This window comes from Nonomuraea sp. NPDC004354 (genome assembly GCF_053602555.1).
In genome coordinates, this window is sequence record NZ_JBSGDV010000001.1 from 321,048 (window position 1) to 345,681 (window position 24,634).

Here is a 24,634-nt window from a genome sequence, read left to right on the forward strand (position 1 = left end):
CGGCGGCGGTCACGGCGAGCCCGTGACCGCCGCTCCCGTCGGCGAGGGCGGCGCGGGACCGCCGTCCGTGCCGGTGAGCGCGGCCCGTGACCGCCGCTCCCGTCAGCGAGGGCGGCGCGGGAACGTCGGGGGGTTGAGCGAGCGCTCGACCACCGCCGCGAGCTGCTCGTCGGTGAGCACCACGGGCTTGCCGACCGACAGCCCGCGCACGTAGACCTCGCACAGCCACTCCAGCAGCCGGGCCGCCTCGAAGGCCTGCTCCATCGTGGCGCCGATGGTCACCCCTCCGTGGTTGGCCATCAGCGCCGCCTGCCTGCCCTCCATCGCGGCCCTGATGTTGGCGGCCAGCTCGGGCGTGCCGTAGGTGGCGTACTCGGCGACCTTCACCGCGCCGCCCAGCAGCAGCGCGTTGTAGTGGACGGGCGGCAGCTCGGTCATCGTGGTCGCCACCACGGTCCCGAACACCGAGTGCGTGTGCACGACGGCCCGCGCCGCGGTCGAGTCGTAGATCGCCAGATGCATGGGCGTCTCGGACGACGGCTGCTGGTCACCCTCCACCAGGTGACCCTCGACGTCCACGACCGGGCACATCTCCGGGGTCAGCCGGTCGAGCGCGGCACCCGCGGGGGTGACCGCCACCAGATCGCCGTCGCGGGCGCTCAGGTTGCCCGACGTGCCGAGCACCAGGCCGAGCTCGACGGCTCGCCTGCCGTACTCGCAGATCTCCCGCCTGAGGAGGTCGACGGCGCTCACAATGCCTCCAGCGTCGTGATCATGATGCGCTCCATCTCGGCCCGGCCCAGTTGATCAGGGTAGAGCAGCGCCCGCAGGCTCAGCCCGTCGACCAGGGCCAGCAGCCGCTCCGCGGCCACGTCGAGGTCGCCGTCCGCGCCGATCTCACCCTCATCGCGCGCCTGTTCCAGCAGAAGCCGTACGGCGGCGCGCAGCTCGGCCGCCTCGGCGCGCTGCACCTCGGCCAGCCGGTCCACCGCCAGGCTCCGGCTCCAGAAGCTGATCTCGAGCCGCGTCTCCTGGTCGCGCTCGTCGTCGAGGGGCAGGTTGTCCAGCAGCACCTCGCGCAGCGCCGCCAGGCCGGTCAGGCCCTCGACCCGGCGGGTGATGCGCTCGCGGATGCGCTGGTGCGAGTGGCGCAGCGCCGACAGCAGGATCTCGTCCTTGTCGGTGAAGTAGTGGCCGAGCACGCCGTTGGACAGCCCCGCCTCCTTCGCGATGGCGCGGCTGGTGGCGGCGTCGATCCCGTCGCGCACGATGACGGTGCTCGCGGCGGACAGCACCTCGCGGCGGCGCTCGTCGTGGTCAACGATCTTCGGCATGCCTCCAGCATATTGACTTTTTAGTCGGACGTCTGTCTACTACCGGCCATGACCGTTGTGACCGTCGGTGTGCACATCGTGGACGTCCTGACCCGGCCGGTCGAGGCCATCCCCGCCGGGCAGGACACCGTCCTGGTCGACCAGATCCGTCTCACGGCCGCGGGCTCGGCCGCCGGCACCGCCGTCGACCTGGTGAAGCTCGGCAACGAGGTCACCTCCATGGGCGCGATCGGCGACGACGAGCTGGGCGACTTCCTCCTCATGATCATGGCGAGGCACGGCGTGGACGTGTCGGGGCTCGCCCGCCGTACGGGGGAGCAGACCGCCGCCTCCATCCTGCCCATCAGGCCGGACGGCGGCCGGCCCAGCTTCCACGTGCCGGGCGCCAACCTGAGCGTCACCCTCGCCGACCTCGACCTCGAGGTGCTGCGCCGCGCGAGGGCCGTCCACCTGGGCGGCATGGACGTCACCTTCGCGCTGGGCGAGCCCGCCTTCTTCGCCCTCCTCGACGAGCTGCGGCAGGGCGGCACCGTCGTCACCATGGACCTGCTGTCCGAGCTGCCCGACCTGCTGGCCATGGCGCGGGCGTTCGTGCCGCACGTCGACTACGTGCTGCCCAACGCCGCCCAGACCCTCGCCATGACCGGCGCCGGCACCGTCGAGGCCGCCGCCGCGGCGCTCCTGGCCGACGGGGCCACCGGCGTGCTGGTGACGCTCGGGGCGGAGGGCAGCCTGGTCGTCACCGCCGACGGCGCGACCCGCGTCCCTGCCCTGCCCGTGGAGGTCAGCGACACCACGGGATGCGGCGACGCCTACTGCGCCGGATTCCTCACCGGCCTCCTGCACGGCCAGGACGTCCCCACCGCCGCCCGCTGGGGCACGGCCGCCGCCGCCCGCGTCGCCACCGGCCTCGGCTCCGACGCCGGGCTCACCGACCTCGACTCGACCCTGAAAGGACTGTCGTGAAGGACGCCGAGCTGCGCAAGCGCGCCCAGCAGGTCATCCCCGGCGGCATGTACGGCCACCTCAACGCCGCCATCTTCGCCCCCGGCTACCCCCAGTTCTTCGCCCGCGCCGAAGGCTGCCGGCAGTGGGACGTGGACGGCCGCGAGTACGTCGACCTCATGTGCTCGTGGGGCCCGGTCGTGCTGGGCCACCGGCATCCCGCCGTCGAGTCGGCCGCCGCCCGCCAGCTCGCCCTCGGCGACTGCCTCAACGGCCCCGGCCCCGTCATGGTCGAGCTGGCCGAACTGCTCGTCGACACCATCCCGAGCGCCGACTGGGCGATGTTCTCCAAGAACGGCACCGACGCCACCACCCAGGCGCTCATGGTGGCCCGCGCGGCGACCGGCCGTACCAAGGTGCTGATGGCGCACGGCGCCTACCACGGCGCCGACCCCTGGTGCACGCCCTCGCCCGCCGGCACGACGCCCAACGAGCGGGCCGACCTGGTCGAGTTCACCTACAACTCGCTGGAGTCGCTGGAGGCCGCCGCCGCCACCGTCGACGGTGACGTGGCCGCGATCATCGTCACCCCGTTCAAGCACGACTCCTTCGAGGACCAGGAACTCGTCGAGCCCGCCTTCGCCCGCGGCGCCCGCGCCCTCGCCGACCGCCTCGGCGCCGCCCTGGTCATCGACGACGTGCGGGCCGGCTTCCGCATCGACCTGCGCGGCTCGTGGGAGCAGTACGGCGTCCGCCCCGACCTGACGGCCTGGTCGAAGGCCATGGGCAACGGCTACCCGATCGCCGCCGTCACCGGCACCGACGCGCTGCGCGGGCCCGCCCAGACGCTGTACTCCACCGGCTCGTTCTGGTTCTCGGCGGTCGCGATGGCCGCCGCGAAGGCGACGATCGAGACGTTGCGCGACACCGACGGCATCGCGACCATGGTCACGTCGGGGACCCTGCTGCGCGAGGGCCTGTACGCCCAGGCCGGCGCCCACGGCTTCACCGTCAACCAGACCGGGCCTGTGACCATCCCGTGGCTGAGCTTCGAGGGCGACGCCGACCTGTCGGTGGCGGTGCACTGGAGCGACGCCTGCCTGCGCAACGGCGTCTACCTGCACCCGTGGCACAACTGGTTCATGTCGGCGGCCCACACCGAGGCCGACGTGGCCCGCGCCCTGGAGGGCACCGACCGGGCCTTCGCCGAGACCCGCGCCCACTTCGGCGGCTGACGACCCGGCGCGGGGCGGCCCTCCCCGGCCGCCCCGCGCAACCCGCCACCCGCACCGCCGCCCCGCGCGCACCCCCCATGCAACCCGCACGCCGCACCCCCGCCCCCGCGCAAGCCGCACCGGGTAACGCGCACCCCCGCCCCCGCACCCCGCGCGACCTTTCGCTTCTGGGGCGTCGCCAGGCCGCGCCCGAAAGGACCCCGCAGGTCGCCACCGCACGGGCCCCTTCGTGCACCGCTCTTGAGCACGCGCCGTCCGCCCCGGTGGCTGCCCGTCGGGCCGGTGTCCCAGGACGGGCGCCTCCGGTGACCGGCTTCGGCTCGATGCCCATTCCGCCCGGCTTCCCTGGCGGGCGGTTGGGCCGGCCCACAAGAGGCCTGGCCGGCTGTCGAAGATCGTCCCGACACCCTTGCCGTCCATGCCGTTGTCGAGGATGCTGGCAACCCCGCCGCCCTGCCGTACGCCCTCGATCGCGGATGCTGCGCCGCCCCCGGAAATCACGGTGTGGCCTCTCAAGGTCACAGCTGCGTCTCGAGGTCTTGACCCAGGTCGCCGGCCGTCCGTACCTTCAGGCAAACGTTTAGGAAACTTTCCTAATTGATCCACGGGAGACCTCATGACCCACCCGGGAGAGATCACCAGGCGCCAGCTCCTGCGCCGGATCGGCATCACCGCTCTCGCCGCAGGCCCCGGCGCGGGCCTCCTGTCCGCCTGCGCGACCGGCGGCGGCGCCGAGCCCGCCGCGTCGGCCGGTGCGAGCGCGGCCGCCTCCAACCTGGTGTCGGCCGCCAACCCGCTGGGCGTGGACGCCAAGAAGCCTCTCGAAGTGGTCATCTTCAGCGGCGGTTACGGCGACTCCTACGCCAAGGACATCCACGAGGGCCTCTACGTCAAGGCGCACGCCGGCGCCCAGATCAAGCACGTCGGCACCCAGAACATCGGCACCCAGCTGCGTCCCCGCTTCCTCAGCGGCGAGGTGCCCGACGTGGTCAACAACTCCGGACCCGAGGCGCTCGACCTGGCCGCCCTCGCCGCGGAGGGACATCTGGCCGACCTGACCGCGCTGTGGGACGCCCCGTCGGTCGACGACCCGAACAAGAAGGTCCGCGACACCATCACCCCCGCGGCCATCGAGAACGCCAAGCTCAACGGCCAGGACCTGGTGCTGAACTACACGGTGTCGCACCGCGCCCTCTGGTACGACGCCAAGCTCTTCGCCGAGAAGGGCTGGACGCTGCCGACCACCTGGGAGGAGTTCAAGGCGCTCGGCGAGACGGCGAAGAAGGAAGGCATCGTCCTGTTCGCCTACCCGGGCCAGAAGGGTCCGTACTACCAGCTCTGGAACATGCTCTACACCGCCGCCAAGATCGGCGGGAACCAGGTCATCATCGACATAGACAACCTCGTCGACAACGCGTGGAAGTCCCCGGCGGTCAAGGCGTCGGTCACCGCGTGGCTGGAGATCCAGACGGCCTACGGCGACAAGGCCTACCTGGGCCTCGACCACACCCAGACGCAGATCAAGCACCTGCAGCACAAGGTGCTGTTCTACCCGTGCGGCTCCTGGCTCGAGAACGAGATGGCCAAGGACAAGCCCAAGACCTTCGAGTACGCCATCGCGCCCTTTCCAAGCGTGACCGCCTCCGACAAGATGCCCTACGGGGCGATCCAGGTCGGCGTGGGCGAGAACTTCGTCGTCGCCGCCAAGGGCAAGAACCCGCAGGGCGGCCTGGAGTACTTCCGCCTCATGCTCTCCAAGGAAGGCGCGAGGGGCTTCACCGAGAAGACCAAGAACCTCACCGTCGTCAACGGCGCCGCGGAGGGCCTCGACCTGACCCCCGGCCTGGTCAGCGCGGCGAAGGCGCAGGACGCCGCGGGCCAGGACATCATCACCGACGCGCGCTTCGAGGGCTGGTACAAGCAGCTGTTCGACTACGCCTGGCAGCAGCAGAACACGCTGATGGCCGGTCGGCTGACCGTCGACGAGTACCTGGACCGGGTCCAGAAGAAGGCCGACGCGGTCAAGGCCGACTCCTCCATCGCGAAGCAGACGAGGAACGTCTAGGACTCATGGGCACGGAGCGAACCCGACGTGGCGAGAGAGGAGCGGTGGGCGGCCAATGAACACGGAGCGGTTGCGCAAGTACGGGTTCGTCGCCGGGTTCCTCGTCGTCCCCCTGGCCCTCTACCTGGTCTTCGTGATCAGTCCGTACATCCAGGCGTTCCAGCTCTCGCTGACGAACTGGAACGGCTACCAGCGGAACCCGGCCTACATCGGCCTGGCCAACTTCGGCCGGCTGTTCGACGACGAGATCTTCTGGCAGGCGATACGCAACCACGCGGTGATCCTGCTCGTGCTGCCGCTCGTGACGATCGCCCTCGCGCTGCTGTTCGCCTTCCTGATCAACCTGGGCGGCGGGTCGCGCGGGGCGGGCATGAGGGGGGTGTGGGGGTCGACCTTCTACAAGGTGGTCTTCTTCGCCCCCCAGGTCCTCGCGGTCGCCGTCGTCGGCGTGCTCTGGAAGGCGATCTACCGGCCGGACGAGAGCGGCGTCGTCAACGGCGCGTTGATCAAGATGGGCGTCGACCCCGTCGGCTGGCTCACCGAGCCCAGCCTGGCCCTCTGGTCCCTGCTGGCGGTGATGATCTGGCAGGCGGTCGGCTTCTACGTGGTGCTGTTCTCCGCCGGCATGGCGGCCATCCCGAAGGACTACTTCGAGGCCGCCGCGCTCGACGGGGCCGGCCGCCTGCGGCTGTTCTTCTCCATCACGCTGCCGCTGCTGCGCGACACCATCCAGGTCGGCTGGGTCTATCTCGGGATCGCCGCGTTCGACTGCTTCGCGCTCGTCCAGGTGCTGTCGGTGGACGCGGGCGGCCCTGACGGCGCCACCACCGTGCTTCCCGTGGAGATCTACAAGACCGCCTTCTCCTACAACAAGGTCGGCTACGCCTCCGCGATGGGCGTCGCGCTGTTCTTCCTGACCATCACCTTCGCGGTGCTGACCCTGCGCGTCTCCAGGCGCGAGAAGATCGAGCTCTGACATGCCGAACAAGACCGTGCAGGAGCCGATGCGCTCGTCGCAGGCCCGCCCCTCGACGTCTGCTCGCCAGGCCGTCCGCGGCGGGCGCAACGTCTTCAGCGGGCTTTCGCACCTCGCGCTCGCCATCTGGGCCCTGCTGATCGTCCTGCCGCTGCTGTGGACGTTCCTGGCGGCCTTCAAGAACAACACCGAGATCTTCGGCGACGCGCTCCAGCTCCCCGGCGCGGTGCGCTGGGACAACTGGGCGCGGGCGTGGGACAAGGCCCGCGTCGGCACCTACATGATCAACACCGCCATCGTGGTGTTCTTCGGTACGGCGGGCACCATGCTGTTCGGCTCCATGGCCGCCTACGTCCTGGCCCGCTACACCTTCCCCGGCCGGCGCCTGATCTACCTGCTGTTCGTGGCGGGCATGGCCTTCCCCGTGTTCCTTGCCATCGGCCCGCTGTTCTTCATCGTCAAGCAGTTCGGCCTGCTCGACTCGCACGTCGGCCTGGTCATCGTCTACATCGCCTACTCGCTGCCCTTCACGGTCTTCTTCCTCGCGGCGTTCTTCAGGACGCTGCCCGAGGCCGTCGCCGAGGCCGCGCGGATCGACGGCGCCTCGCACACCCGCACGTTCTTCCAGGTCATGCTGCCGATGGCCAGGCCGGGCATCGTCAGCATCACGATCTTCAACGTGCTGGGCCAGTGGAACCAGTACCTGCTGCCGCTGGCGCTGGTGCCGGGCGACAAGGAGAAGTGGGTCATCACGCAGGGGATCGCGGACATCTCCACCATCGCGGGCTACGAGGCCGACTGGCCCGCCCTGTTCGCCGCCCTGAACCTGGCGATCATCCCGGTCCTGGTGATCTACATCATCTTCCAGCGCCAGATCCAGTCGGGGCTCGGGGCGGGCGCCCTGAAGTAACGTGGCCCGTATGAGCGACTGGAAGCAAGAGGGGGAGGTGCTCCGGCGCAGCATCGTCGCGCCGGACTTCCCCACGGCCATCCGCATCGTCGACGCGATCGCGGTCAAGGCCGAGGAACTCAACCACCACCCCGACATCGACATCCGCTGGCGGACCCTGCATCTCGCGCTGACCACGCACGACGCGGGCCATCTCACCGAACTCGACCATACTCTGGCGGCCATCATCGACGACATCGCTCGCGAACACGGCGCGTAAGCGTACGACTACTCAGTAGAGTGGGCCTCCGCCGCTCGCTTCTGGAGAGTTCGTCATGCGCCTGCCAGCACTCCTTCTCGCCCTGCTGACCGCCGGGGCCTGTGCCGCGCCCACCACCGCCGTCGCGCCGACGCCGACGCCCCAGATCGGGGTGCGGCTGTCCGGCGGCGGCGAGTTCAGTGCCAAGGACCCCTCGGCCATCGTCTACAACACCAAGCTGGTGCCCGAGGGGGCGAAGGCCAGCGTCACGGTCGAGTCGGCCGACGGGCAGACCCGGTCGTCCTTCGTCGCGGAGGGGCTGCTGCCCAACCGGGCCTACGGCGTGCACCTGCACGCCAACCCATGCGGGTCCAAGCCGGACGACTCGGGCCCGCACTTCCAGCACACCCACGGCACCGTCAACGCGTCCAACGAGGTGTGGCTCGACATCAAGACCGACGGCTCGGGAGCGGCCACGTCGACCGCGCGCCAGCCGTGGGCGCTGTCGCCCGACCGGGTGCCGCACTCCCTGGTCATTCACGAGAAGGCCACCGCGCCCGACGGCACCGCGGGTGGCCGCGTCGCCTGCCTCACCCTCAAGTGATCCACCCGTACGGCGGCGGCACGGCCACGGCCATCGCGGGCCGCCTGCCGTGCCGCCGAGCGGTCCGTCCTCATGGACGAAGGCCGCGGTACGTCGGCTGCCGCACCCGCCCGCACGGGTGCCGCCCCGACGAGGGCCTGACACCCGGCCGGCCCGCACTGCCGGGTCCACCCGGACCGCAGGGATCGCCCTGGTCGCGGGGTCTCGCCGGATCAACGGGATCGCCGGGACAGTCCAGACCACCAGGATCGCCGGGTCGGTCCGGGCCACCTGGACAGCCTGCACCGCCGCGCCCGGACTGCCGGGATCGCCCGGACCGGTTGGTCCGGGCGATCCGGTCAGGGAACGTCAGCCCGCGACGGTGACCCAGGTGGTGATCTGGGCCTGGTGTGTCGGGGTCGGGTAGCCGCCGGGTCCCACCGGGCCGCTGGGGCCCTGCGGGACGTCGGAGTCGTAGAACGTGGCGCCGTCGGTGCCGACCAGGGTGCCGGTGCCGATCACGCCGGGGACGTACACGGTGGAACGGACCCGGGCGCCCGCCGTGACCGTGGTGGTGTACCCGTCGAAGCGCACCGTGTTGTTGTCGACGTGGACCGTTCCCTCCTTGCGGCCCAGGTGCCCGCCGCCGCCGTTCTCGTCGCGGCTGGTGAGGCCGACGCCGGTGTCGCTCGGCGCGGTGGCGCCGGCCGAGCTGACCAGGCCGTACGTGGTGACCTGGGTGCCGGTGACGTCGATGCAGGACTGGAAGTAGCGGTTGCCCACCGGCTTCCAGGCGCTGCACGTGGTGAGCGTCGTGGTGGTCGAGGCCGAGGCGGCCACGGGGGCGGCGACGGCGAACACGCCGGCGAGCGCCGCGCCGATGACGATCTTTCTCATGGTTCCCCTCCCTTGGGTCCCGGGCGGGCTGCCCGGGGTTCCCATTTCGCCGGGCGAACCTTTCAAGATCGTTAGTTGCGGGCGAACGGAGAGCGAATTTGAGCGTTCAAATCGCTGGGGCGCCGACCGCCGGCGCCCTTCCGGGGAGCCCGCCTCGATCACCCCCTCTGGAGCTCGCGCCGGAGAAAGTCCAGCTCCATCGCCATGAGGTTCTCGGCGACGCCGTCCGGGGTCATGTGGCTCACGCCGGGCAGCAGCACGGTGGCGTGCGGCCGCCCGGCACGGGTCAGCGCCGCCGACAGGCGAAGGGTGTGCAGGGGGTAGACGTTGTCGTCGGCCAGGCCGTGCAGCAGGAGCAGCGGCCGCTCCAGCCCCGGCGCGTCGGGGATCAGCGAGTCCGCCGCGTAGCCGTCGGGGTTGTCCTCCGGCAGGCCCAGGTAACGCTCGGTGTAGGCGGTGTCGTACCAGCGGAAGTCGGTGGGCGGGGCGCCCGCGCAGGCCGCGTGGAAGACGTCGGGCCGCCGCAGGACGGCCAGCGCGGCGAAGTAGCCGCCGTAGGACCAGCCGCGCACGCCCACCCGGGACAGGTCGAGGTCGGGGTGCTTGCCCGCCAGCTCGCGCAGGGCCGCCACCTGGTCGTCCAGCGCCACCTGGGAGAAGCGCCGGAAGATCGCCCGGCCGAAGGAGGCCGACACGTGGGGCGTGCCCCTGTTGTCGACCGTGACGACGGCGAAGCCCTGGTCGGCCCACCACTGGCGGCGGATCCACCGTCCCGGCTCGAGGGCGACCGCCTGGTACCCGGGCCCGCCGTACACGTCGAGCAGCACGGGCAGCTTCTCGCCGGGAACGTGGCCGGTCGGGTAGAGCACGGAGGAGGGGAGCCGGTGCTCGGTGACGCGGTCCAGGACCGGGCGGGGGCGGTACGGCACGGCCGCCGACAGGTCGCGCAGCTCGAGATCGCCGACGATCCGGCGGGTCCGCATGGTCTCCACGGTGCCGCTGGTCAGCACCATCGTCGGGCCGCCGGTCAGGGCGCTGTGCACGCCGGGCTCGCCGGTGATCCTGGTCAGGGCGCCGTCGCGGGCCAGGCGGTAGACGTGCTGCTCGGCCGGTTCTTCCTCGGCGGCCTCGAGGAGGAGGTCGTCGCCGTGGGAGCCGGCCACCCGCCGGACGTACAGCGACGTCGGGGTGACGACGACGCCGTCGATGGCCAGGGCCTGGGTGTCGTCCACCTCGACGATCTCCAGGATCCGGCCCTCGTGCAGGAAGGGCGCGTTCTCGATCCACTGGGGGTGGGCGAACGCGTGCAGCTCCGTGGTGGCGCCGGTGGCCGGGTCGACCGCGAGCAGCCGGCCGTGCTGCTGCAGCCGGTCCAGCACGGTGATCACCGGCCGGTCACGCTCGGCCCAGTCCACGGCGGACAGGTAGGGGAAGCGGCGGTCGTCCCGCATGATCTGCCTGCGGGTGCCGTCCAGCCCGAGCAGGTGCAGCTCGACGATCGCGTTGTGGCCGCCGGCCTGGGGGTAGGCCAGGGGCTCGGCCTCGCGTTCGGGGTCGGCGGGGTCGGCCAGGCGGCGGCGCGGCACCAGTCGCTCGTCGACCCTGGTGACCAGCAGCGCGTCGCCGCCGGGGGACCACCAGTGCCCCCTGGTACGGCCCAGCTCCTCGGCGGCCACGAACTCGGCGGTGCCCCAGGAGATGCCGGGTTCGGTGGCCAGGACCCTGGTCGTGGCGCCGTCCAGGACGTGGAGGCGGCCGGAGGAGACGTAGGCGACCTTGTCGTCCTTGACCCGCGGGTCGAAGGCGGGGCTCGCGGTCGCGAGCTCCTCGGTGACGCCGGTGGCCAGGTCGGTGCGGAACAGCTCGCCGCCGAGGGCGAAGACCGCGTGGACGCCGTCGGAGTCGTAGGAGCCGATCCCCGGAGCCCACAGGCGCAGCCGTTCACGCAGCGCGCGCTCCTCCGCCGGGAGGTCGAGGGGGCGGCCGGTGAGGGCGGTGGGGTCGGCCAGCAGGCGTTCCTCGCCGCTGGGGAGGTCGAGGGACCACAGGCGTTCGACCGGGTCCTCGGGGCCCGTCGACCGCAGGAAGAGGACCCGGTCCGCGAAGGCGGTCAGCGCCCGGGGCGAGCCGTAGGTGAAACGGCCGGTGCGAGAGAGAAGAGTTAGGTCTGCCACACAGTGTGACATATCATATTTTTGCTCCTGGTAGAGATGCCGCATCGATCTCCGGCACCGAGGACCGATGCGGCATCCCGCGGGTCGGTCAGGAGGCGGGTCCCACGTGGATCGTGGTCCGCAGGCCGCGCCGGGCCTGCCCGGTCACCTCGATCCTGGTGTTGGTGTCCGGCGGACGGACACCGAGGGTCGGATAGGTGCTGTACCAGTAGACGCCGGTGCGGTCGTCGAAGGCGGGGACGCCGGGCACGGACGGGAAGACCGTGGCGGCGCCGTCCTTGTGCAGGCGCAGGCGGTCGGTCGCGGTGAGCCCGAAGGTGGCGTCGAAGACCTGGGTGCGCCCGCCCACGCGGGTGTGGTCGTTCCACTGGAGGGGGACGGCGCGGGCGTCGATCGGCAGGATCATGCCCTCGCCGAGATGCTGCTGGGTGTTGTTGTCGGTGTAGAAGGTGTCCCAGAGCCAGACCAGCACGCCGTCCTGGTAGGGGAACCGCTCGTAGATCTCCGCCCGCTTCGGGTCGTTGCGGAAGCCCGCGCTGTACGGGCCGGTCTTCAGGTACGACCCGTAGCCCACGTAACGCCGGTTCTCCACGAGGTAGGCCCGCGGGTGGTCCTTGGTGCCGACCCGGCCGACGCGGCTGAAGCCCACCGCGGTCCACCCGTTGTCGCCGTTCTCCGCGCCATCGGAGAACACGCCCGGCAGGTCGATGGCGTCCACCAGGAACCCGTTCTCGACCGTGTTGGTGTCGGTGGAGTACCGGAACCGGAACCAGATCTTCTTCCCGGTGTAGGCGCCCAGGTCCACGCGCAGGTCGGTCCAGTCCGAGGTGCCGGTCAGGCTCGGGCCGACGCGGGTCCACGTCGTGCCGTCCTCGGACACCTCGGTGTAGAGGTAGTCGAAGTCCTGCTCGATCCGGTACCAGACCTTGGCGGTCAGCACGGCCGACGACACCGAGGTGAGGTCGAGCTGCCGGGTGAGCGTCTCGTTGAGATAGTCGCCCTTCCCGCTCCACCACTGGAAGGCGCCCTGCGCCGGGTCGGTCAGCTCCGTGCTGACCGTGCGCGGCGGCAGGTCGACCAGGACGGCCTGCGGGTCGTCGGTGTTGTACGAGCTGACGCCCAGGGTGTGGGTGGAGTCGGTGGCGGCCCTGGCCCGGTCGTGGCTGAGCCAGCCCAGCCGCAGCTTGCTCCAGGCGTCGAGGTCACCGGGGTACTCGGCGGTCGGCCCGTCCCTGTCGCCCAGGTAGGAGGCGTCCGACATCAGCGACCAGAACTTCACGCCGTTGTCGCCGCCCGTGCCGTACGCGTAGAGGTCGGGCAGGCCCAGGTCGTGGCCGTACTCGTGGGCGATGAGGCCGACGCCGCTGTTCTCGCCCGCGGTGAGGAACTTGCCGACCCAGATCCCCGTGTCGCCGATCTGCACGCCGCCGCGCGGGTTGCCGGGCGGTCCCGCCTGGCCGCGCAGGTTCCAGTAGGCGTCGTGGCTGACCGCCCACAGCGCGTCGGCGCCCTGCGCGCCGCCGCCCCAGGTCTCGTCGACGCCGGCGTGGATCACCTGGAACCGGTCGAGGTAGCCGTCCGGCTCGTCGAAGTCGCCGTCGTTGTCGAAGTCGTCACGGTCCCAGACGTCGAAGGTCTTGAGCTGGGCGGTGATGTCGGCGACGCTGCGGCCCCTGGCCCGCTCGCCCTCGTACCAGGCGCCGACCGAGTCGCGGACGAAGTCGAAGAGCGGGGTGTCGCAGTCCAGCCCGCCCGAGCAGCGCGGCGTGCCGTACCGGGCCTCGTTGTACGGCACCTTCACCCAGTCGGAGACGTAGCCGTCGATGTCGTACCGGCCGGAGGACTGGAGGTGGTAGAAGCTGCGCAGGGAGTTGCCGGACCCGAAGTAGGTGTCCTGGTAGTAGGCCCGGTCGAAGTCCTTCCGCCACAGGGTGTGGTTGTCGTGGCGCGGATCCGGCCGGGGAATGGTGTTGTGCAGCGGGCCGGGCGTCCCGCCGTACCTGATCTGGCCGTTGTGCGTCGTGGTGTTGTCAATGCGGTCGCCGAATTCGGACAGGACGGTGAATATCCGGTCTTTTCTTTCTAAGGCCAGCTCGACGTACTGCCTGCCGACCCGGGGCTTGCCGCCGCGGCCGCGCGCCTGCGGTCCTGCGGCGAGAACCTGCTCCATGGCCTTGGTGCGTAACGCGCGTTGCTCGGCGGCGATGGGGTTGACGGGCTGCTCCCGGCGGCCGTCCTCGGCGGGGCCGCTCTTGACAGGGCCGGGCGCGGGGCCGGCCACGGGGGAGGCGCTCGTGGCGGGGGACGGGGCGGGATCGGCCGCGGCGAGCCCCGGCGATAACGCCAGGGTCAGCCCGGCCGCGAGCACGGCGGACAGCGTGCGCATGAGTGGCCTTCCTTCCGAGAGAAAGATCGGCGCATAATGTGTCATATTTCATGCATCAGCGAAAGGTCCACCTTTGAGTCATTTGAACGGTCAACTTCAGTCGGCCAGCGAGTAGACAACAGCTCGGTAACGAGGGGTTGTCAGTGCTATGTCACACATTTAAGTTACGGGGCGACTTGGACCATTCGCGCTCGGAGGGCCATATGAAGAGGAACAAGGGCGTGCTCGCGTTATGCGCGACGCTTGTGGCAGGGCTGACCGCCTGCGGCGGTGGGGGATCGTCGCCCCCGCCCGGCGCCGCGGCCACGGCCGGCGGCGGGCCGGTGAAGGGCGGTACCCTCACCGTCTTCAACAGCGCCGACTTCAACCATCTCGATCCGGCCCGCAACTGGACCATGCGGGACATGGGCTTCGGCGCCCGGCTCCTCTACCGGACGCTCACCACCTTCAAGGCCAACAGCTCGGAGATCGTCCCCGACCTGGCCACGGATCTGGGCACGCCTTCCGACAACGGCAAGACGTGGAAGTTCACCCTCAAGGTCGGCCTCAAGTACGAGGACGGCACCCCCGTCAGGGCACAGGACATCAAGTACAACGTCGAGCGCTCGTTCTCGCCCGACCTCACCGGCGGCCCGGACTACGCTCGCAAGTACCTCGTCAGCGACAAGTACGAGGGCCCGCTGTCCGGCAAGCACCTGGACTCGATCGAGACGCCGGACGACAAGACGATCATCTTCCGCCTCAAGCGGCCGGTCGCCGAGTTCGCGCAGACCGTGACGCTGCCGACCTTCGCCCCGGTCCCGGAGGCCAAGGAGGCGGGCGTCAGGTACGACGACCGGCCGTTCTCCTCCGGCCCCTACAAGATCGAGAAGTACCAGCGCAAGACCGAGATGGTCCTGGTCCGCAACGAGCACTGGGACCCGGCCACCGACTCCGTCCGCAAGGCCTACCCCGACAGGATCGTGGTGAAGATGGCCGCCGGGAGCGCCACGACCGACACCCGGCTCATCGCCGACCAGGGCGCCGACCGCTCCGCCCTCGGGTACATCGACGTCTCGCTCGCCGTCCTGCCGAAGATCTTCACCAACCCGAAGGTCAAGGCGCGGATGAGCAGCATGGTCGACGGCTGCACCGGCATCGTCTACCTCAACACCGCCAAGCCGCCCTTCGACAACCAGAAGGTCCGCATGGCGGCGCAGTACGCGGTGGACAAGGTCGCCATGCAGACCGCGGGCGGCGGCCCGCAGGTGGCCGAGATCGTCGGCGCGATCCTGCCGCCCAGCCTCACCGGCGGCGTGCCGCGCGACATCCTGAAGATCCCGCAGACCGGCGACGTGGCGAAGGCCAAGGCGCTGCTGGCCGAGTCGGGCGTCCCGCTCCCCGTGAAGATCCGCCTCGTCACCACGCCCGGCGGCAAGCCGCAGGCCGAGGCCCTGCAGGCCGGCCTCAAGCGGGCCGGCTTCGAGCTCCAGGTCGACACGATCGACGCCTCAGCGGTGGGCGGCATCAACGGCACGCCGTCCAAGATGCCCGAACTGCAGATCGGCGGCTGGTGCCCCGACTACCCGTCCGGCTCCACGTTCCTGCCGCTGATCACCGACAGCCGGCTGATCGGCGAGGGCTACCACGGCGGCAACGCGGCGCTGCTCAAGGACCCCGCGATCGACGCCAAGATCGACGAGATCGAGGCGCTCGTCGACCCCATCGCCTCCGACCAGGGCTGGCTGACCCTGGAGTCCCAGGTCATGGCCACCGGTGCCTACATCCCGTTCCAGCTCAACAAGCAGAACAACCTCTTCGGCTCCAACGTGGCCAACGTCAAGGGCCACCCGGTGTGGGAGGGCAACCCCGACTTCGCCGAGATCGGGCTCAAGGACCCGAGCATCGCCAGGTGAGCACGATCACGCGACAGACCGGGGCGGCCGATCCGGCCACCCCGGCGGCACGCGGCCCCTGGCGGCAGGCCTTCGCCCGGCTCCGCCGCAACAGGTCCGCGATGGTCGGCCTCGGCCTGGTGATCTTCTTCGTCCTGGTGGCGCTGACGGCCCCGCTGCTGGTGCTGCTCAACGGCTGGGACCCCGCCCAGCGCGACCCCACGGCCGTCGACGCCGCCCTGGCGGGGATCCCCCGGGGGTCCTGGGGCGGGATCGGCGCCGAGCACTGGTTCGGCGTCGAGCCGGTCAGCGGCCGGGACCTGTTCTCCCGGGTCGTGATGGGCACCCAGGTCTCGATGTTCATCGCCTTCGCCGGCGCCACGGTGGTGCTGACGCTCGGCGTGCTGTTCGGGATCGCCGCCGGCTACTTCGGCGGCTGGGTGGACGTGCTGATCAGCCGGTTCATGGACCTGCTGATGTCGTTCCCCGGCCTGATCTTCATGATCGCGATCATGTCGGTGACCCCGGACGTCAACCGGGTCGTCATGCTGATCTCGGTCATCGGGTTCTTCGGCTGGCCGGGCATCGCCCGCATCGTCCGGGGTGAGACCCTGTCGGTCAGGCACCGGGAGTTCGTCGACGCGGCCCGCACCAGCGGTGCCCGTCCCGGCCGCATCCTGCTGCGGGAGATCCTGCCGAACGTGTCGGGGCCGATCATCGCCTTCGGCGCGCTGCTGATCCCCGGGCTGATCAGCGCCGAGGCCGCGCTGTCGTTCCTCGGGGTGGGCATCCGCCCGCCCACCCCGTCGTGGGGGCAGATCCTGTCCGACGCGGTCCTCTACTACGACATCGTCCCGACCTACTTCGCCATCCCCAGCCTCTGCCTGTTCCTCGTCATCCTCGGCTTCAGCCTGCTGGGTGACGGGCTGCGGGACGCCATCGACCCCAAGGGCGCGCGGACATGATCCTCTACATCCTGCGGCGGCTGGCCGCGGCGGCGGCCGTCCTGCTGGTGATCTGCATGGTGACCTTCGTCATCTTCACCCTGCTGCCCAGCAACCCGGCGCTCATCGCCTGCGGCAAGAGCTGCACGGCCGAACGGCTGGCCGAGATCAGCAACCAGATGGGCCTGAACCAGCCGGTCCTGGCGCAGTTCACCGACTACGTCACCGGCATCTTCGCCGGACGGTCGATGGGCAGCGGGCAGTACGCGATCGAGTGCGGCTTCCCCTGCCTGGGCTACTCCTGGCAGACCGGCCAGCTCGTCTGGGACATCCTGCTGGAGGGCCTGCCCATCACCTTCTCGCTGGCGATCGGCGCCGCCGCGCTCTGGCTCGTCGGCGGGCTGGCCGTCGGCGTGATCTCGGCGCTGCGCAAGGACACCGTCGCGGACCGGCTGCTGGTCGGCTCGACCGTGATCACCGCCGCCCTGCCGATCTACTTCGTCGGGCCCATGCTGCTGTTCGTCACGGTGCGCTGGCTCGAGCTCATCCCCTACCCGACCTACGTGGCCTTCAGCGAGGACCCGCTGCTGTGGGCGCAGAACCTGCTGCTCGCCTGGATCGCGCTGGCCATGCTGTCGGCCGCCATGTACGCCAGGCAGAGCCGTTCCTCGATGATCGAGACGATGGCGGAGCCGTACATCCGCACCGCCAGGGCCAAGGGGCTGCGCCGCCGTACCGTCGTGGTCAAGCACGGCCTGCGCGCCGCGCTGACGCCGATCGTCACCATCTTCGGGATGGACCTGGGCGCGCTGCTCGGTGGCGCGATCATCACCGAGAGCATCTTCAGCCTCCCCGGCATCGGCAAGATCACCGCGTCCAGCATCACGGGCCAGGACTACCCGGTGATCCTCGGCACCACGCTGCTGGCCGCGTTCTTCATCGTCATCGCCAACCTGGTCGTGGACCTGCTCTACGGCGTCGTGGACCCGAGGGTGCGCCATGCTTCTTGACGTCAGAGGACTCGGCGTGTCCTTCGGGGGCCTGCGCGCCGTCCAGGATGTCGGCTTCAGCCTGGACCGGGGCCGGACCCTCGGCATCGTGGGCGAGTCCGGCTCCGGCAAGTCGGTCACCAGCCTCGCCCTGATGGGCCTGCACCTGGGCGCCGAGGTGACCGGGTCCGTCGTCTTCGACGGGCAGGAACTGGTGGGAGCGCAGGAGGAGACGCTGCGGCGGCTGCGCGGCCGCCGGATGGCGATGATCTTCCAGGACCCGCTGTCGTCGCTGCACCCGTACTACACGGTGGGCGAGCAGATCGCCGAGGCGTACCGGCTGCACTTCGGGGCCTCCAGGAGGGTGGCGGCGGCGCGCGCGGTCGAGACGCTGGCCGAGGTCGGCATCCCCTCCCCGCGCGAGCGGGCCGGGGACCACCCGCACCGGTTCTCCGGCGGCATGCGCCAGCGCGTCATGATCGCCATGGCCCTGGCCTGCGAGCCCGACCTGCTCATCGCCGACGAGCCGACGACCGCGCTCGACGTGACCGTCCAGGCCCAGATCCTCGAGCTGATCAGCCGGCTTCAGGCGGACCGCGGCCTGGCGGTGATCATGGTCACGCACGACCTGGGCGTGATCGCCCGCGTGGCCGACGAGGTGCTGGTCATGTACGGCGGGCGGGTGGCCGAGCGGGCCGGCGCCGACGCGCTCTTCGACGCCTCCCGCCACCCCTACACCCGCGGCCTGCTCGACTCGCTGCCCCGGCTGGACGAGGCGGACGACGCCCCCATGTGGACGATCCCGGGTTCGCCGCCCTCGCTGCTCGCGCCGCCGCCCGGCTGCCCCTTCCACCCGAGGTGCCCGCACCGGATGGACGTCTGCGAGACGACCCTGCCGCCCCTGACCGAGCCGCTTCCCGGCCACCTCGCCGCCTGCCACCTGGGAGGTTCCTGATGCTGACGGTGTCCGATCTGGAGATGCGGTTCAAGGTACGGCGCGGCGTGGCCGTGCGTGCCGTGGACGGGGTGTCGTTCACCGTCGGCAGCGGCGAGACGCTCGGCCTGGTGGGCGAGTCCGGCTGCGGGAAGTCGACCACGGGGCGCATGATCGTCCGGTTGCTCGAACCGACCGCGGGATCGATGACGTTCGACGGCCGGGACATCACCCACATCAGCCAGAGTGAGATGCGCCCGCTGCGCCGCGACCTTCAGATGATCTTCCAGGACCCCTACTCGTCGCTGAACCCGCGCCAGACCGTGGGGCAGATCATCGCCAACCCGCTGGTCGTCCAGGGCGTCGACGGGGTCAAGGCGAAGGTGGGCGAGCTGCTCGACATGGTCGGCCTGATCCCCGAGCACGCCGACCGCTACCCGCACGAGTTCTCCGGCGGGCAGGCCCAGCGGATCGGCATCGCCCGCGCCCTGGCCACCCGGCCCAAGCTGGTCATCGCCGACGAGCCGGTGTCCGCGCTCGACGTCTCCGTGCAGGCGCAGATCGTCAACCTGCTGGAGGAGCTCCAGCGCGAGCTCGGCCTGACCTACGTCTTCATCGCCCACGACCTGTCGGTGGTGCGCAGGGTCAGCGACCGCGTCGCGGTGATGTACCTCGGCAGGATCGTGGAGATCGGCGACCGGCGGCACCTCTACGAGAGCCCGGCCCACCCCTACACCCAGGCGTTGCTGTCGGCCGTGCCGGTGCCGGACCCCCGGGTGGAGCGCAAGCGGGAGCGGATCGTGCTCAGGGGCGACCCGCCGTCCCCGGCCGCGCCGCCCCCGGGCTGCTCGTTCCACCCGCGCTGCCCGAAGGCCCAGGAGGTGTGCTCGGCCGAACGCCCGCTGCTGCGGATCCACCGGGACAGGGAGGTGGCCTGCCACTTCCCCGACTGACGGCACGGTTCCACGCCGTAGCCGCAGAATCGGCGCAAGCCGCAGGATCGGCAGAGCCGCGGAAGCCGCGGCCCCGCGCTTTCGCGTGGCGCGGGGCCGTGCTCGCCGGACGCGACCCGGGGGCCGCGTGCGGCGGGGCGGTCAGTGACCGGCGGGGATGCTGCCGAACCTGCCGGACTGGTAGTCCTCGAAGGCCTGGACCAGTTCGGCGCGGGTGTTCATCACGAACGGGCCGTAGTGCGCCACCGGCTCGCCGATCGGCTGCCCGCCCAGCACGATGACCTCCAGCGTGTCCTTCGGCCGCGCGGCGATCCGCAGCCACTCGCCGTCGGTGGTCAGCCCCGGCCTGGCGCCGAAGCCGTCGAACACAGCCAGCTGGCCGCTGGTGATCGGCTGCCGGTCGGCGCCTGCCGTGCCGCGTCCGGACAGGACGTAGGCGAGGGCGTTGAAGTCCTTGCGCCACGGCAGCGTGAGCTGCGCACCGGGGCTGACGGTCGCGTGCAGGAGCGTGATCGGGGTGTGCGTGCTGCCGGGACCGACGTTCCCCGCCACGTCGCCGGCGATGAGGCGGACCAGCGCGCCGCCGTCGTGGCTGCTCAGCAGGACCACGTTGGAGCGTCCGATGTCCTGGTACTTCGGCGCCATCATCTTGTCCTTGCCGGGCAGGTTGACCCACAGCTGGATGCCGTGGAACAGGCCGCCCTTCTGGACCAGCCACTCGGGCGGGGCCTCCTTGTGCAGGATGCCGCTGCCCGCCGTCATCCACTGGGTGTCGCCGTCGGTGATGGTGCCGCCGCCGCCGTGGGAGTCGGTGTGGTCCATGACCCCGTCGATCATGTATGTGACGGTCTCGAAGCCGCGGTGCGGGTGCCACGGCGTGCCCTTCGGCTCGCCAGGGGCGTAGTCCACCTCGCCCATCTGATCCATCATCACGAACGGGTCGAGGTAGGCCGGCTTGATCGTCGCCAGGGCCTTGCGCACCGGGAAGCCCTCGCCCTCGAACCCGCTGGGCGCGGTGGCGACCGTCAGGACCTTGCGCTCGGGCACGGTCACGTCGGGCTGGGGCAGGCGGGGCAGTGTGAGCAGGTTCTCTACGGTGACGGCGGGCATGTCGCGCTCCTTTCCTGCGGTGTTCGACTGCCCTAACCAAGTTTAGGATTCAACTATTCCAGCCCGAAGACCGCAGGGGGAGGGGCCGGGGCGAGAACCGCGTCGCCGTCGTGGATGGGGGAGGCGCCGGCGACGAAGTTGGTCAGCGCCTCGCCGTACACGCAGCGTGCCTGGGTGAGGCCGCCCGCCGCGCGCCTGGTCAGCAGGTCGAGGGGCAGCTCGACGGGAGAGGCGGCGATGATCAGGTTGCCGAACCTGCGGCCGCGCATGACACCGGGGTCGGCCAGCAGCGCGACGTGCCCGAACGCGTCGCGGACGGTCGCCACCACCCGCCTGGCGAAGGCCAGACCCTTGCCGTCGGCCAGGTTGACCAGCAGCGTGCCCGTCGCGCGCAGCACGCGGGCGACGTCGGCGATGTACTCGGCCGTCGCCAGTTCGACGGGCATCGCGGCGCCGGAGAAGGCGTCGAGCACGAACAGGTCGGTGGAACCGTCCCAGATGTCCGCCGTCCCCTCGCGGCCGCCCTGCGGTCGCACCTTCAGCTTGGGCACCGAGCGCAGGTCGAGCTGGGAACGCACGAGCTCGACCAGCGCCGCGTCGGGCTCGATGACGATGTGCCGGGAGCCGGGGCGGGTGGCGCTGACGTAGCGGGGGACCGTACAGGCCCCGCCTCCGACGTGCACGCAGTTCAGCGGCCCTTCCGGCAGGACGTCGATGACATCCGCCATGAGCCGTACATACTCAAAATCCAAATATGTCGGATCTTCTAGATCCACATACGACTGCGGTACGCCATCCTTGGACAGTATCCATCCGTTCGGCCGGTCCAGATCTTTCAACAGTTCGACTTCGCCGAAGGTCACCGGATAGCGGCCGGGCATCGGCTCCCGCGGTCCACGTGTCACGTTCGGCTCCCTGTCTGGTATATCGAGGTGGAAGTTGTCCCTGGGAGAACCGTATGCGTAGGCGAAGGCTGGTCGGGCTGCTCGTCGCACTGGGCGCGGTGGGGGGCGCGGGCGCCTTCGCGTTCGTGGCCTCCTCAGGGGTGCACGGCAGCGCCATGGCCACCGCCGACGCCTACCTGGCCGCCTGGCAGCGCAGCGACGTCACCTCCATGGAAGGACTGGTGGCCGACCCGCCCGCCGACTTCGCCGACCGGCACCTCGCCTTCAGCGAGCAGTTCAAGGTCAACGCGCTCACCCTCCGGCCCGGCGGTCTCAGGGTCACCGGCGAGGAGACGGCCGAACTGCCGTTCAGCGGCACCAGGGAGCTGACGGGGATGGGGCCGTGGGCGTTCACCGGGACGCTGCGGCTGGCCGTGCGGAACGGCGCGTGGAAGGTGCTCTGGGGGCCCGAGACCCTGCACCCCGCGCTGCGCGACGGCGGCGTGCTGTCGCTGGAGGAGACCGAGGTGTCCGGCGTCGAGCTGGTCACCAGGTCGGGGGCGGCGTTACCGCGCGACAGCGCCGCCGAGCCGTACCTCGACCGGCTCAAGGAACGGCTCGACGAGACGAACACCGGCTGGACGATCAAGGCGACCGCGCGGGGCGCGGCACCCAGGCCGTTGGTCGTCTTCCAGCCGCCGCCCGCGCGGCAGGTGCACGTCACGCTCTCGCGCCCGGTGCAGGCGGCGGCGGCCAGGGCGCTGGACGGGGTGCCCGAGCAGGCCGCGATCATCGCGGTCAAGGCGAGCACCGGGGAGATCCTGGCCGTGGCCGACCGGCTGGACGCGGCGGGCGCCTTCGAGCGGCTGTTCCCGCCGGGCTCGACGTTCAAGGTGGTGACGGCGGCGGGACTGCTCAAGGCGGGGATGACGGCCTCCAGCCCGATCAGCTGCCCGCCGAGCCACGCGGGCATCGTCAACTCGGGCGACCAGACGGCCACCACCCTCGCCGGCGCGTTCGCGGTCTCCTGCAACACCACCTTCGTCCAGCAGGCGCTGGACAGGCTGGGCGCCACGCGGCTGGAGCAGGCGGCGCGCGACTGGGGGTTCGACGGCAGGAACCTCGCGACCGGCGTGGGCGGGCGTTGCGGACGGCTGGAGCCGGGGGCCGACCGGAGCGTGCTGGCGCTCAACTCCATCGGCCAGGGCACGGTCGAGGCCTCGCCGCTGTGCATGGCGGCGCTGGCCGCCGCCGTCGACAGCGGCACCTGGCGGACGCCGCGCCTGGTGACCGCCAAGGCCGCCAGGAGCCTCGACGAGACGCCGCCCGCCGAGGTCACCCTGGACCAGCGGATCGTCCAGGACCTGCGCTCGATGATGCGGCAGGTGGTCAGCGAGGGCACCGCCAAGGACGCCGGGCTCGCCGCCGACGTCGCGGGCAAGACCGGCACGGCCGAAGTGCCCAGGGGCAGGCCGCACGCCTGGTTCGTCGGCTACCAGGGCGATCTGGCCTTCTGCGTCTTCGTCAGGAACGGCGGATCCGGGGCGAAAGCGGCCGTTCCCATAGCCGCCCGCTTCCTCGGGGCGCTCTAACCTACGCTACCGTAGGTTTCATGACGAGTGTCGCCACCTTCCCCAAGCCTCGGCTCCGCGGCTGGCTGCACACCGGCGCCCTGCCCGTGGCGCTGATCGCCGGTTTCGTCCTGGTCGCCCTCGGTCCGACCGTCCAGGCCAGGCTCGCCTCGGCCGTCTACGCGATCACCTCGGGCCTGCTGTTCGGCATCTCGGCCACCTACCACCGCAGCACGCTCGGCCCGCGTGTGGCCGAGGTCCTGCGCCGGTTCGACCACGCGAACATCTACCTGATCATCGCGGGCACCTACACCCCCTTCGCGCTGCTGGCCCTCGACGGGCTGCCCAGGATCCTCGTGCTGGCCGTCACCTGGGGCGGCGCGCTGGCGGGCGTGCTGTTCCGGGTGCTGTGGATGTCGGCGCCCCGCTGGCTCTACACCGTCCTGTACCTGGCGCTGGGCTGGACCGCGATCTTCGTGATGCCCCAGCTCCTGCGGGGCGCCGGCCCGGTGGCCGTCGCGCTCGTGGCCGTCGGCGGCGTCCTCTACAGCGCCGGGGCCGTCGTGTACGGCCTGCGCAGGCCCGACCCGTCCCCTCGGTGGTTCGGCTTCCACGAGGTCTTCCACGCCTTCACGATCGCCGCCTACCTGGTGCAGTACATCGCCGTCTCGATCGTGGTCTACTCGCAGACGTGAACCTCGGCCATGAGCAGTACGTCTCCGTGACGACCTATCGCAAGGACGGCACCCCCGTGCCCACCCCCGTCTGGGCGGCGCAGGACGGCGACGCCGTCGTGATCTGGACCGTCGCCGACTCCGGCAAGGTCAAACGCATGCGGGCCAACCCGGCGGTGACCGTCACCCCCTGCGACGTGCGCGGCCGGCTGCGCGGCGAGCCGGTGCGGGGCCGCGCCGAGATCCTCTCCGCCGGGCAGACCGAGCGCGTCAGGGGATTGCTGCGGGCCAAGTACGGCCTGCAGGGCAGGCTGGTGATCCTCGGCAGCCTGCTGCGCAGGGGCCGCACCGGCACGGTCGGTGTCCGGATCACCGATATTTGACTCCGGCCTGGTCTGTATTCGCCAGGCTTTGGGATAGCAGACCAGGTATGGAGCAATTGGCAAGCACCTGGTGGCTCATCCTCATTCGGGGCATCTGTGCGGTGATCTTCGGCATCCTGGCGATCATCTGGCCGGGGATGACGGTCCTCGTGCTTGTGATCTTCTTCGGTGCCTACGCGCTCGTCAACGGCATCTTCTCGCTGATCTCCGCCTTCCGGCACAACGTCGAGTCCCGGGCATGGCTCATTCTGTCCGGCGTGCTCGGGATCCTGGCCGGAATCGTCACCTTCGTCTGGCCGGGGGTCACGACGCTCGCCCTGCTGTACATCATCGCGTTCTGGGCCATCTTCACGGGCATCGCGGAGGTGATCGCGGGGATCCGGCTGCGCAAGCTCATCGACAACGAGTGGATGCTGATCATCGGCGGTCTGCTGTCGGTGGTGTTCGGTGTGCTGCTGCTGATCTGGCCGGCCTCCGGCGCGGTGGCGTTGACCTGGCTGATCGGCGCCTTCGCGATCATCTACGGGATCGCGATCATCATCCTGTCGGTCAAGGTGAAGAGCCTCGCGTGAGGC

The 24,634-nt window shown here is 70.7% G+C and carries 23 protein-coding genes; 16 read left to right on the forward strand and 7 right to left on the reverse strand.

All coding sequences use genetic code 11. The annotated features are described in order from the left end of the window. Positions 1–102: 102 nt before the first annotated feature. Together ACWENQ_RS01495 and ACWENQ_RS01500 are read right to left on the reverse strand one after the other, a co-directional pair. Positions 103–753 (reverse strand): class II aldolase/adducin family protein, encoded by a 651-nt coding sequence (locus ACWENQ_RS01495; RefSeq protein WP_452412573.1) that lies wholly within the window; start codon positions 751–753, stop codon positions 103–105. After that, positions 750–1,334 carry a TetR/AcrR family transcriptional regulator gene (locus ACWENQ_RS01500; RefSeq protein WP_452412574.1) on the reverse strand — a complete coding sequence of 195 codons (585 nt, stop codon included), beginning with the start codon at positions 1,332–1,334 and terminating at the stop codon, positions 750–752. The genes ACWENQ_RS01495 and ACWENQ_RS01500 overlap by 4 nt, the downstream gene beginning before the upstream one ends. A 48-nt stretch (positions 1,335–1,382) precedes the next feature. Here ACWENQ_RS01500 and ACWENQ_RS01505 point away from each other — a divergent pair, with 48 nt between their 5' ends. The 7 genes from ACWENQ_RS01505 (at position 1,383) to ACWENQ_RS01535 (ending at position 8,307) form a co-directional block, all read left to right on the forward strand. Further along, positions 1,383–2,300, forward strand: coding sequence for a carbohydrate kinase family protein (locus ACWENQ_RS01505; protein ID WP_452412575.1), 918 nt, complete (start codon positions 1,383–1,385; stop codon positions 2,298–2,300). Further along, positions 2,297–3,514 carry an aminotransferase class III-fold pyridoxal phosphate-dependent enzyme gene (locus ACWENQ_RS01510; protein ID WP_354913670.1) on the forward strand — a complete coding sequence of 406 codons (1,218 nt, stop codon included), beginning with the start codon at positions 2,297–2,299 and terminating at the stop codon, positions 3,512–3,514. The genes ACWENQ_RS01505 and ACWENQ_RS01510 overlap by 4 nt, the downstream gene beginning before the upstream one ends. Positions 3,515–4,130: 616 nt before the next feature. Continuing rightward, the gene (gene ngcE, locus ACWENQ_RS01515; protein WP_449917411.1) at positions 4,131–5,579 is read left to right on the forward strand and encodes an N-acetylglucosamine/diacetylchitobiose ABC transporter substrate-binding protein; all 1,449 of its coding nucleotides are present in this window, start codon (positions 4,131–4,133) and stop codon (positions 5,577–5,579) included. Positions 5,580–5,634: 55 nt separating this feature from the next. Further along, positions 5,635–6,555, forward strand: coding sequence for a carbohydrate ABC transporter permease (locus ACWENQ_RS01520; protein ID WP_354913666.1), 921 nt, complete (start codon positions 5,635–5,637; stop codon positions 6,553–6,555). A gap of 1 nt (position 6,556) precedes the next feature. After that, on the forward strand, positions 6,557–7,465 hold the full coding sequence (locus tag ACWENQ_RS01525) for a carbohydrate ABC transporter permease (RefSeq protein ID WP_452412576.1): 909 nt from the start codon (positions 6,557–6,559) through the stop codon (positions 7,463–7,465). 10 nt (positions 7,466–7,475) lie between these two features. Beyond that, positions 7,476–7,724, forward strand: coding sequence for a 4a-hydroxytetrahydrobiopterin dehydratase (locus ACWENQ_RS01530; RefSeq protein ID WP_354913662.1), 249 nt, complete (start codon positions 7,476–7,478; stop codon positions 7,722–7,724). A gap of 55 nt (positions 7,725–7,779) precedes the next feature. Further along, the gene (locus tag ACWENQ_RS01535) at positions 7,780–8,307 is read left to right on the forward strand and encodes a superoxide dismutase family protein (protein ID WP_452412577.1); all 528 of its coding nucleotides are present in this window, start codon (positions 7,780–7,782) and stop codon (positions 8,305–8,307) included. Between the two features lie 348 nt (positions 8,308–8,655). Here the strand turns inward: ACWENQ_RS01535 and ACWENQ_RS01540 are convergent, their stop codons facing one another. The 3 genes from ACWENQ_RS01540 to ACWENQ_RS01550 form a co-directional block, all read right to left on the reverse strand. Continuing rightward, entirely contained in the window at positions 8,656–9,183 is a 528-nt protein-coding gene (locus ACWENQ_RS01540; protein WP_354913659.1) for a hypothetical protein, read from the reverse strand. A 158-nt stretch (positions 9,184–9,341) separates the two neighbouring features. Next, positions 9,342–11,357: a prolyl oligopeptidase family serine peptidase gene (locus ACWENQ_RS01545; RefSeq protein ID WP_452412578.1), complete on the reverse strand. Its 2,016-nt coding sequence runs from the start codon at positions 11,355–11,357 to the stop codon at positions 9,342–9,344. An 88-nt stretch (positions 11,358–11,445) separates the two neighbouring features. Next, positions 11,446–13,743 (reverse strand): immune inhibitor A domain-containing protein, encoded by a 2,298-nt coding sequence (locus ACWENQ_RS01550; protein WP_452412579.1) that lies wholly within the window; start codon positions 13,741–13,743, stop codon positions 11,446–11,448. 203 nt (positions 13,744–13,946) lie between these two features. Here ACWENQ_RS01550 and ACWENQ_RS01555 point away from each other — a divergent pair, with 203 nt between their 5' ends. From ACWENQ_RS01555 to ACWENQ_RS01575, 5 genes are read left to right on the forward strand one after another with little or no spacing between them, the layout of a single operon-like run. Continuing rightward, the gene (locus ACWENQ_RS01555; protein ID WP_452412580.1) at positions 13,947–15,638 is read left to right on the forward strand and encodes an ABC transporter substrate-binding protein; all 1,692 of its coding nucleotides are present in this window, start codon (positions 13,947–13,949) and stop codon (positions 15,636–15,638) included. Continuing rightward, positions 15,635–16,582: an ABC transporter permease gene (locus ACWENQ_RS01560; protein ID WP_354913651.1), complete on the forward strand. Its 948-nt coding sequence runs from the start codon at positions 15,635–15,637 to the stop codon at positions 16,580–16,582. Before ACWENQ_RS01555 ends, ACWENQ_RS01560 begins: the two co-directional genes overlap by 4 nt. Further along, positions 16,579–17,571, forward strand: a complete 993-nt coding sequence (locus ACWENQ_RS01565; RefSeq protein ID WP_449917392.1) for an ABC transporter permease — start codon at positions 16,579–16,581, stop codon at positions 17,569–17,571. The genes ACWENQ_RS01560 and ACWENQ_RS01565 overlap by 4 nt, the downstream gene beginning before the upstream one ends. Beyond that, entirely contained in the window at positions 17,561–18,505 is a 945-nt protein-coding gene (locus tag ACWENQ_RS01570) for an ABC transporter ATP-binding protein (RefSeq protein ID WP_452412581.1), read from the forward strand. Before ACWENQ_RS01565 ends, ACWENQ_RS01570 begins: the two co-directional genes overlap by 11 nt. After that, on the forward strand, positions 18,505–19,437 hold the full coding sequence (locus tag ACWENQ_RS01575; protein WP_452412582.1) for an ABC transporter ATP-binding protein: 933 nt from the start codon (positions 18,505–18,507) through the stop codon (positions 19,435–19,437). The genes ACWENQ_RS01570 and ACWENQ_RS01575 overlap by 1 nt, the downstream gene beginning before the upstream one ends. Before the next feature lie 141 nt (positions 19,438–19,578). On the opposite strand, the gene ACWENQ_RS01580 is transcribed toward ACWENQ_RS01575, so the two are convergent. Together ACWENQ_RS01580 and ACWENQ_RS01585 are read right to left on the reverse strand one after the other, a co-directional pair. After that, complete coding sequence (locus tag ACWENQ_RS01580; RefSeq protein WP_452412583.1) at positions 19,579–20,547, reverse strand: pirin family protein; 969 nt, start codon at positions 20,545–20,547, stop codon at positions 19,579–19,581. A 53-nt stretch (positions 20,548–20,600) separates the two neighbouring features. After that, a complete protein-coding gene (locus ACWENQ_RS01585) occupies positions 20,601–21,428 on the reverse strand; it encodes a spermidine synthase (protein ID WP_452412978.1) in 828 nt (275 codons plus the stop codon). A gap of 77 nt (positions 21,429–21,505) precedes the next feature. Between ACWENQ_RS01585 and ACWENQ_RS01590 the strand changes: the two genes are divergently transcribed. Genes ACWENQ_RS01590 through ACWENQ_RS01605 form a run of 4 tightly spaced genes read left to right on the forward strand, consistent with a single transcriptional unit; the run spans position 21,506 to position 24,631 of the window. Continuing rightward, a complete protein-coding gene (locus tag ACWENQ_RS01590) occupies positions 21,506–23,023 on the forward strand; it encodes a penicillin-binding transpeptidase domain-containing protein (protein ID WP_452412584.1) in 1,518 nt (505 codons plus the stop codon). 20 nt (positions 23,024–23,043) lie between these two features. Then, positions 23,044–23,697, forward strand: coding sequence for a PAQR family membrane homeostasis protein TrhA (gene trhA / locus ACWENQ_RS01595; RefSeq protein ID WP_452412585.1), 654 nt, complete (start codon positions 23,044–23,046; stop codon positions 23,695–23,697). Further along, positions 23,694–24,059, forward strand: a complete 366-nt coding sequence (locus ACWENQ_RS01600; protein WP_449917383.1) for a PPOX class F420-dependent oxidoreductase — start codon at positions 23,694–23,696, stop codon at positions 24,057–24,059. Before trhA ends, ACWENQ_RS01600 begins: the two co-directional genes overlap by 4 nt. A gap of 47 nt (positions 24,060–24,106) precedes the next feature. Next, entirely contained in the window at positions 24,107–24,631 is a 525-nt protein-coding gene (locus tag ACWENQ_RS01605; RefSeq protein WP_449917381.1) for an HdeD family acid-resistance protein, read from the forward strand. The last annotated feature ends 3 nt before the right edge of the window (positions 24,632–24,634 follow it).

Bases quoted from the DNA above. Each gene is read 5' to 3' on its own strand.
- ACWENQ_RS01575 (WP_452412582.1), top strand. From the start codon at position 18,505: ATGCTGACGGTGTCCGATCTGGAGATGCGGTTCAAGGTACGGCGCGGC.
- ngcE (WP_449917411.1), top strand. From the start codon at position 4,131: ATGACCCACCCGGGAGAGATCACCAGGCGCCAGCTCCTGCGCCGGATC.
- ACWENQ_RS01555 (WP_452412580.1), top strand. From the start codon at position 13,947: ATGAAGAGGAACAAGGGCGTGCTCGCGTTATGCGCGACGCTTGTGGCA.
- ACWENQ_RS01530 (WP_354913662.1), top strand. From the start codon at position 7,476: ATGAGCGACTGGAAGCAAGAGGGGGAGGTGCTCCGGCGCAGCATCGTC.
- ACWENQ_RS01570 (WP_452412581.1), top strand. From the start codon at position 17,561: ATGCTTCTTGACGTCAGAGGACTCGGCGTGTCCTTCGGGGGCCTGCGC.
- ACWENQ_RS01580 (WP_452412583.1), bottom strand. From the start codon at position 20,547: ATGCCCGCCGTCACCGTAGAGAACCTGCTCACACTGCCCCGCCTGCCC.
- ACWENQ_RS01585 (WP_452412978.1), bottom strand. From the start codon at position 21,428: ATGCCCGGCCGCTATCCGGTGACCTTCGGCGAAGTCGAACTGTTGAAA.
- ACWENQ_RS01605 (WP_449917381.1), top strand. From the start codon at position 24,107: ATGGAGCAATTGGCAAGCACCTGGTGGCTCATCCTCATTCGGGGCATC.
- ACWENQ_RS01590 (WP_452412584.1), top strand. From the start codon at position 21,506: ATGCGTAGGCGAAGGCTGGTCGGGCTGCTCGTCGCACTGGGCGCGGTG.
- ACWENQ_RS01565 (WP_449917392.1), top strand. From the start codon at position 16,579: ATGATCCTCTACATCCTGCGGCGGCTGGCCGCGGCGGCGGCCGTCCTG.
- ACWENQ_RS01540 (WP_354913659.1), bottom strand. From the start codon at position 9,183: ATGAGAAAGATCGTCATCGGCGCGGCGCTCGCCGGCGTGTTCGCCGTC.
- ACWENQ_RS01500 (WP_452412574.1), bottom strand. From the start codon at position 1,334: ATGCCGAAGATCGTTGACCACGACGAGCGCCGCCGCGAGGTGCTGTCC.
- ACWENQ_RS01505 (WP_452412575.1), top strand. From the start codon at position 1,383: ATGACCGTTGTGACCGTCGGTGTGCACATCGTGGACGTCCTGACCCGG.
- ACWENQ_RS01525 (WP_452412576.1), top strand. From the start codon at position 6,557: ATGCCGAACAAGACCGTGCAGGAGCCGATGCGCTCGTCGCAGGCCCGC.
- ACWENQ_RS01550 (WP_452412579.1), bottom strand. From the start codon at position 13,743: ATGCGCACGCTGTCCGCCGTGCTCGCGGCCGGGCTGACCCTGGCGTTA.
- ACWENQ_RS01520 (WP_354913666.1), top strand. From the start codon at position 5,635: ATGAACACGGAGCGGTTGCGCAAGTACGGGTTCGTCGCCGGGTTCCTC.
- trhA (WP_452412585.1), top strand. From the start codon at position 23,044: ATGACGAGTGTCGCCACCTTCCCCAAGCCTCGGCTCCGCGGCTGGCTG.
- ACWENQ_RS01535 (WP_452412577.1), top strand. From the start codon at position 7,780: ATGCGCCTGCCAGCACTCCTTCTCGCCCTGCTGACCGCCGGGGCCTGT.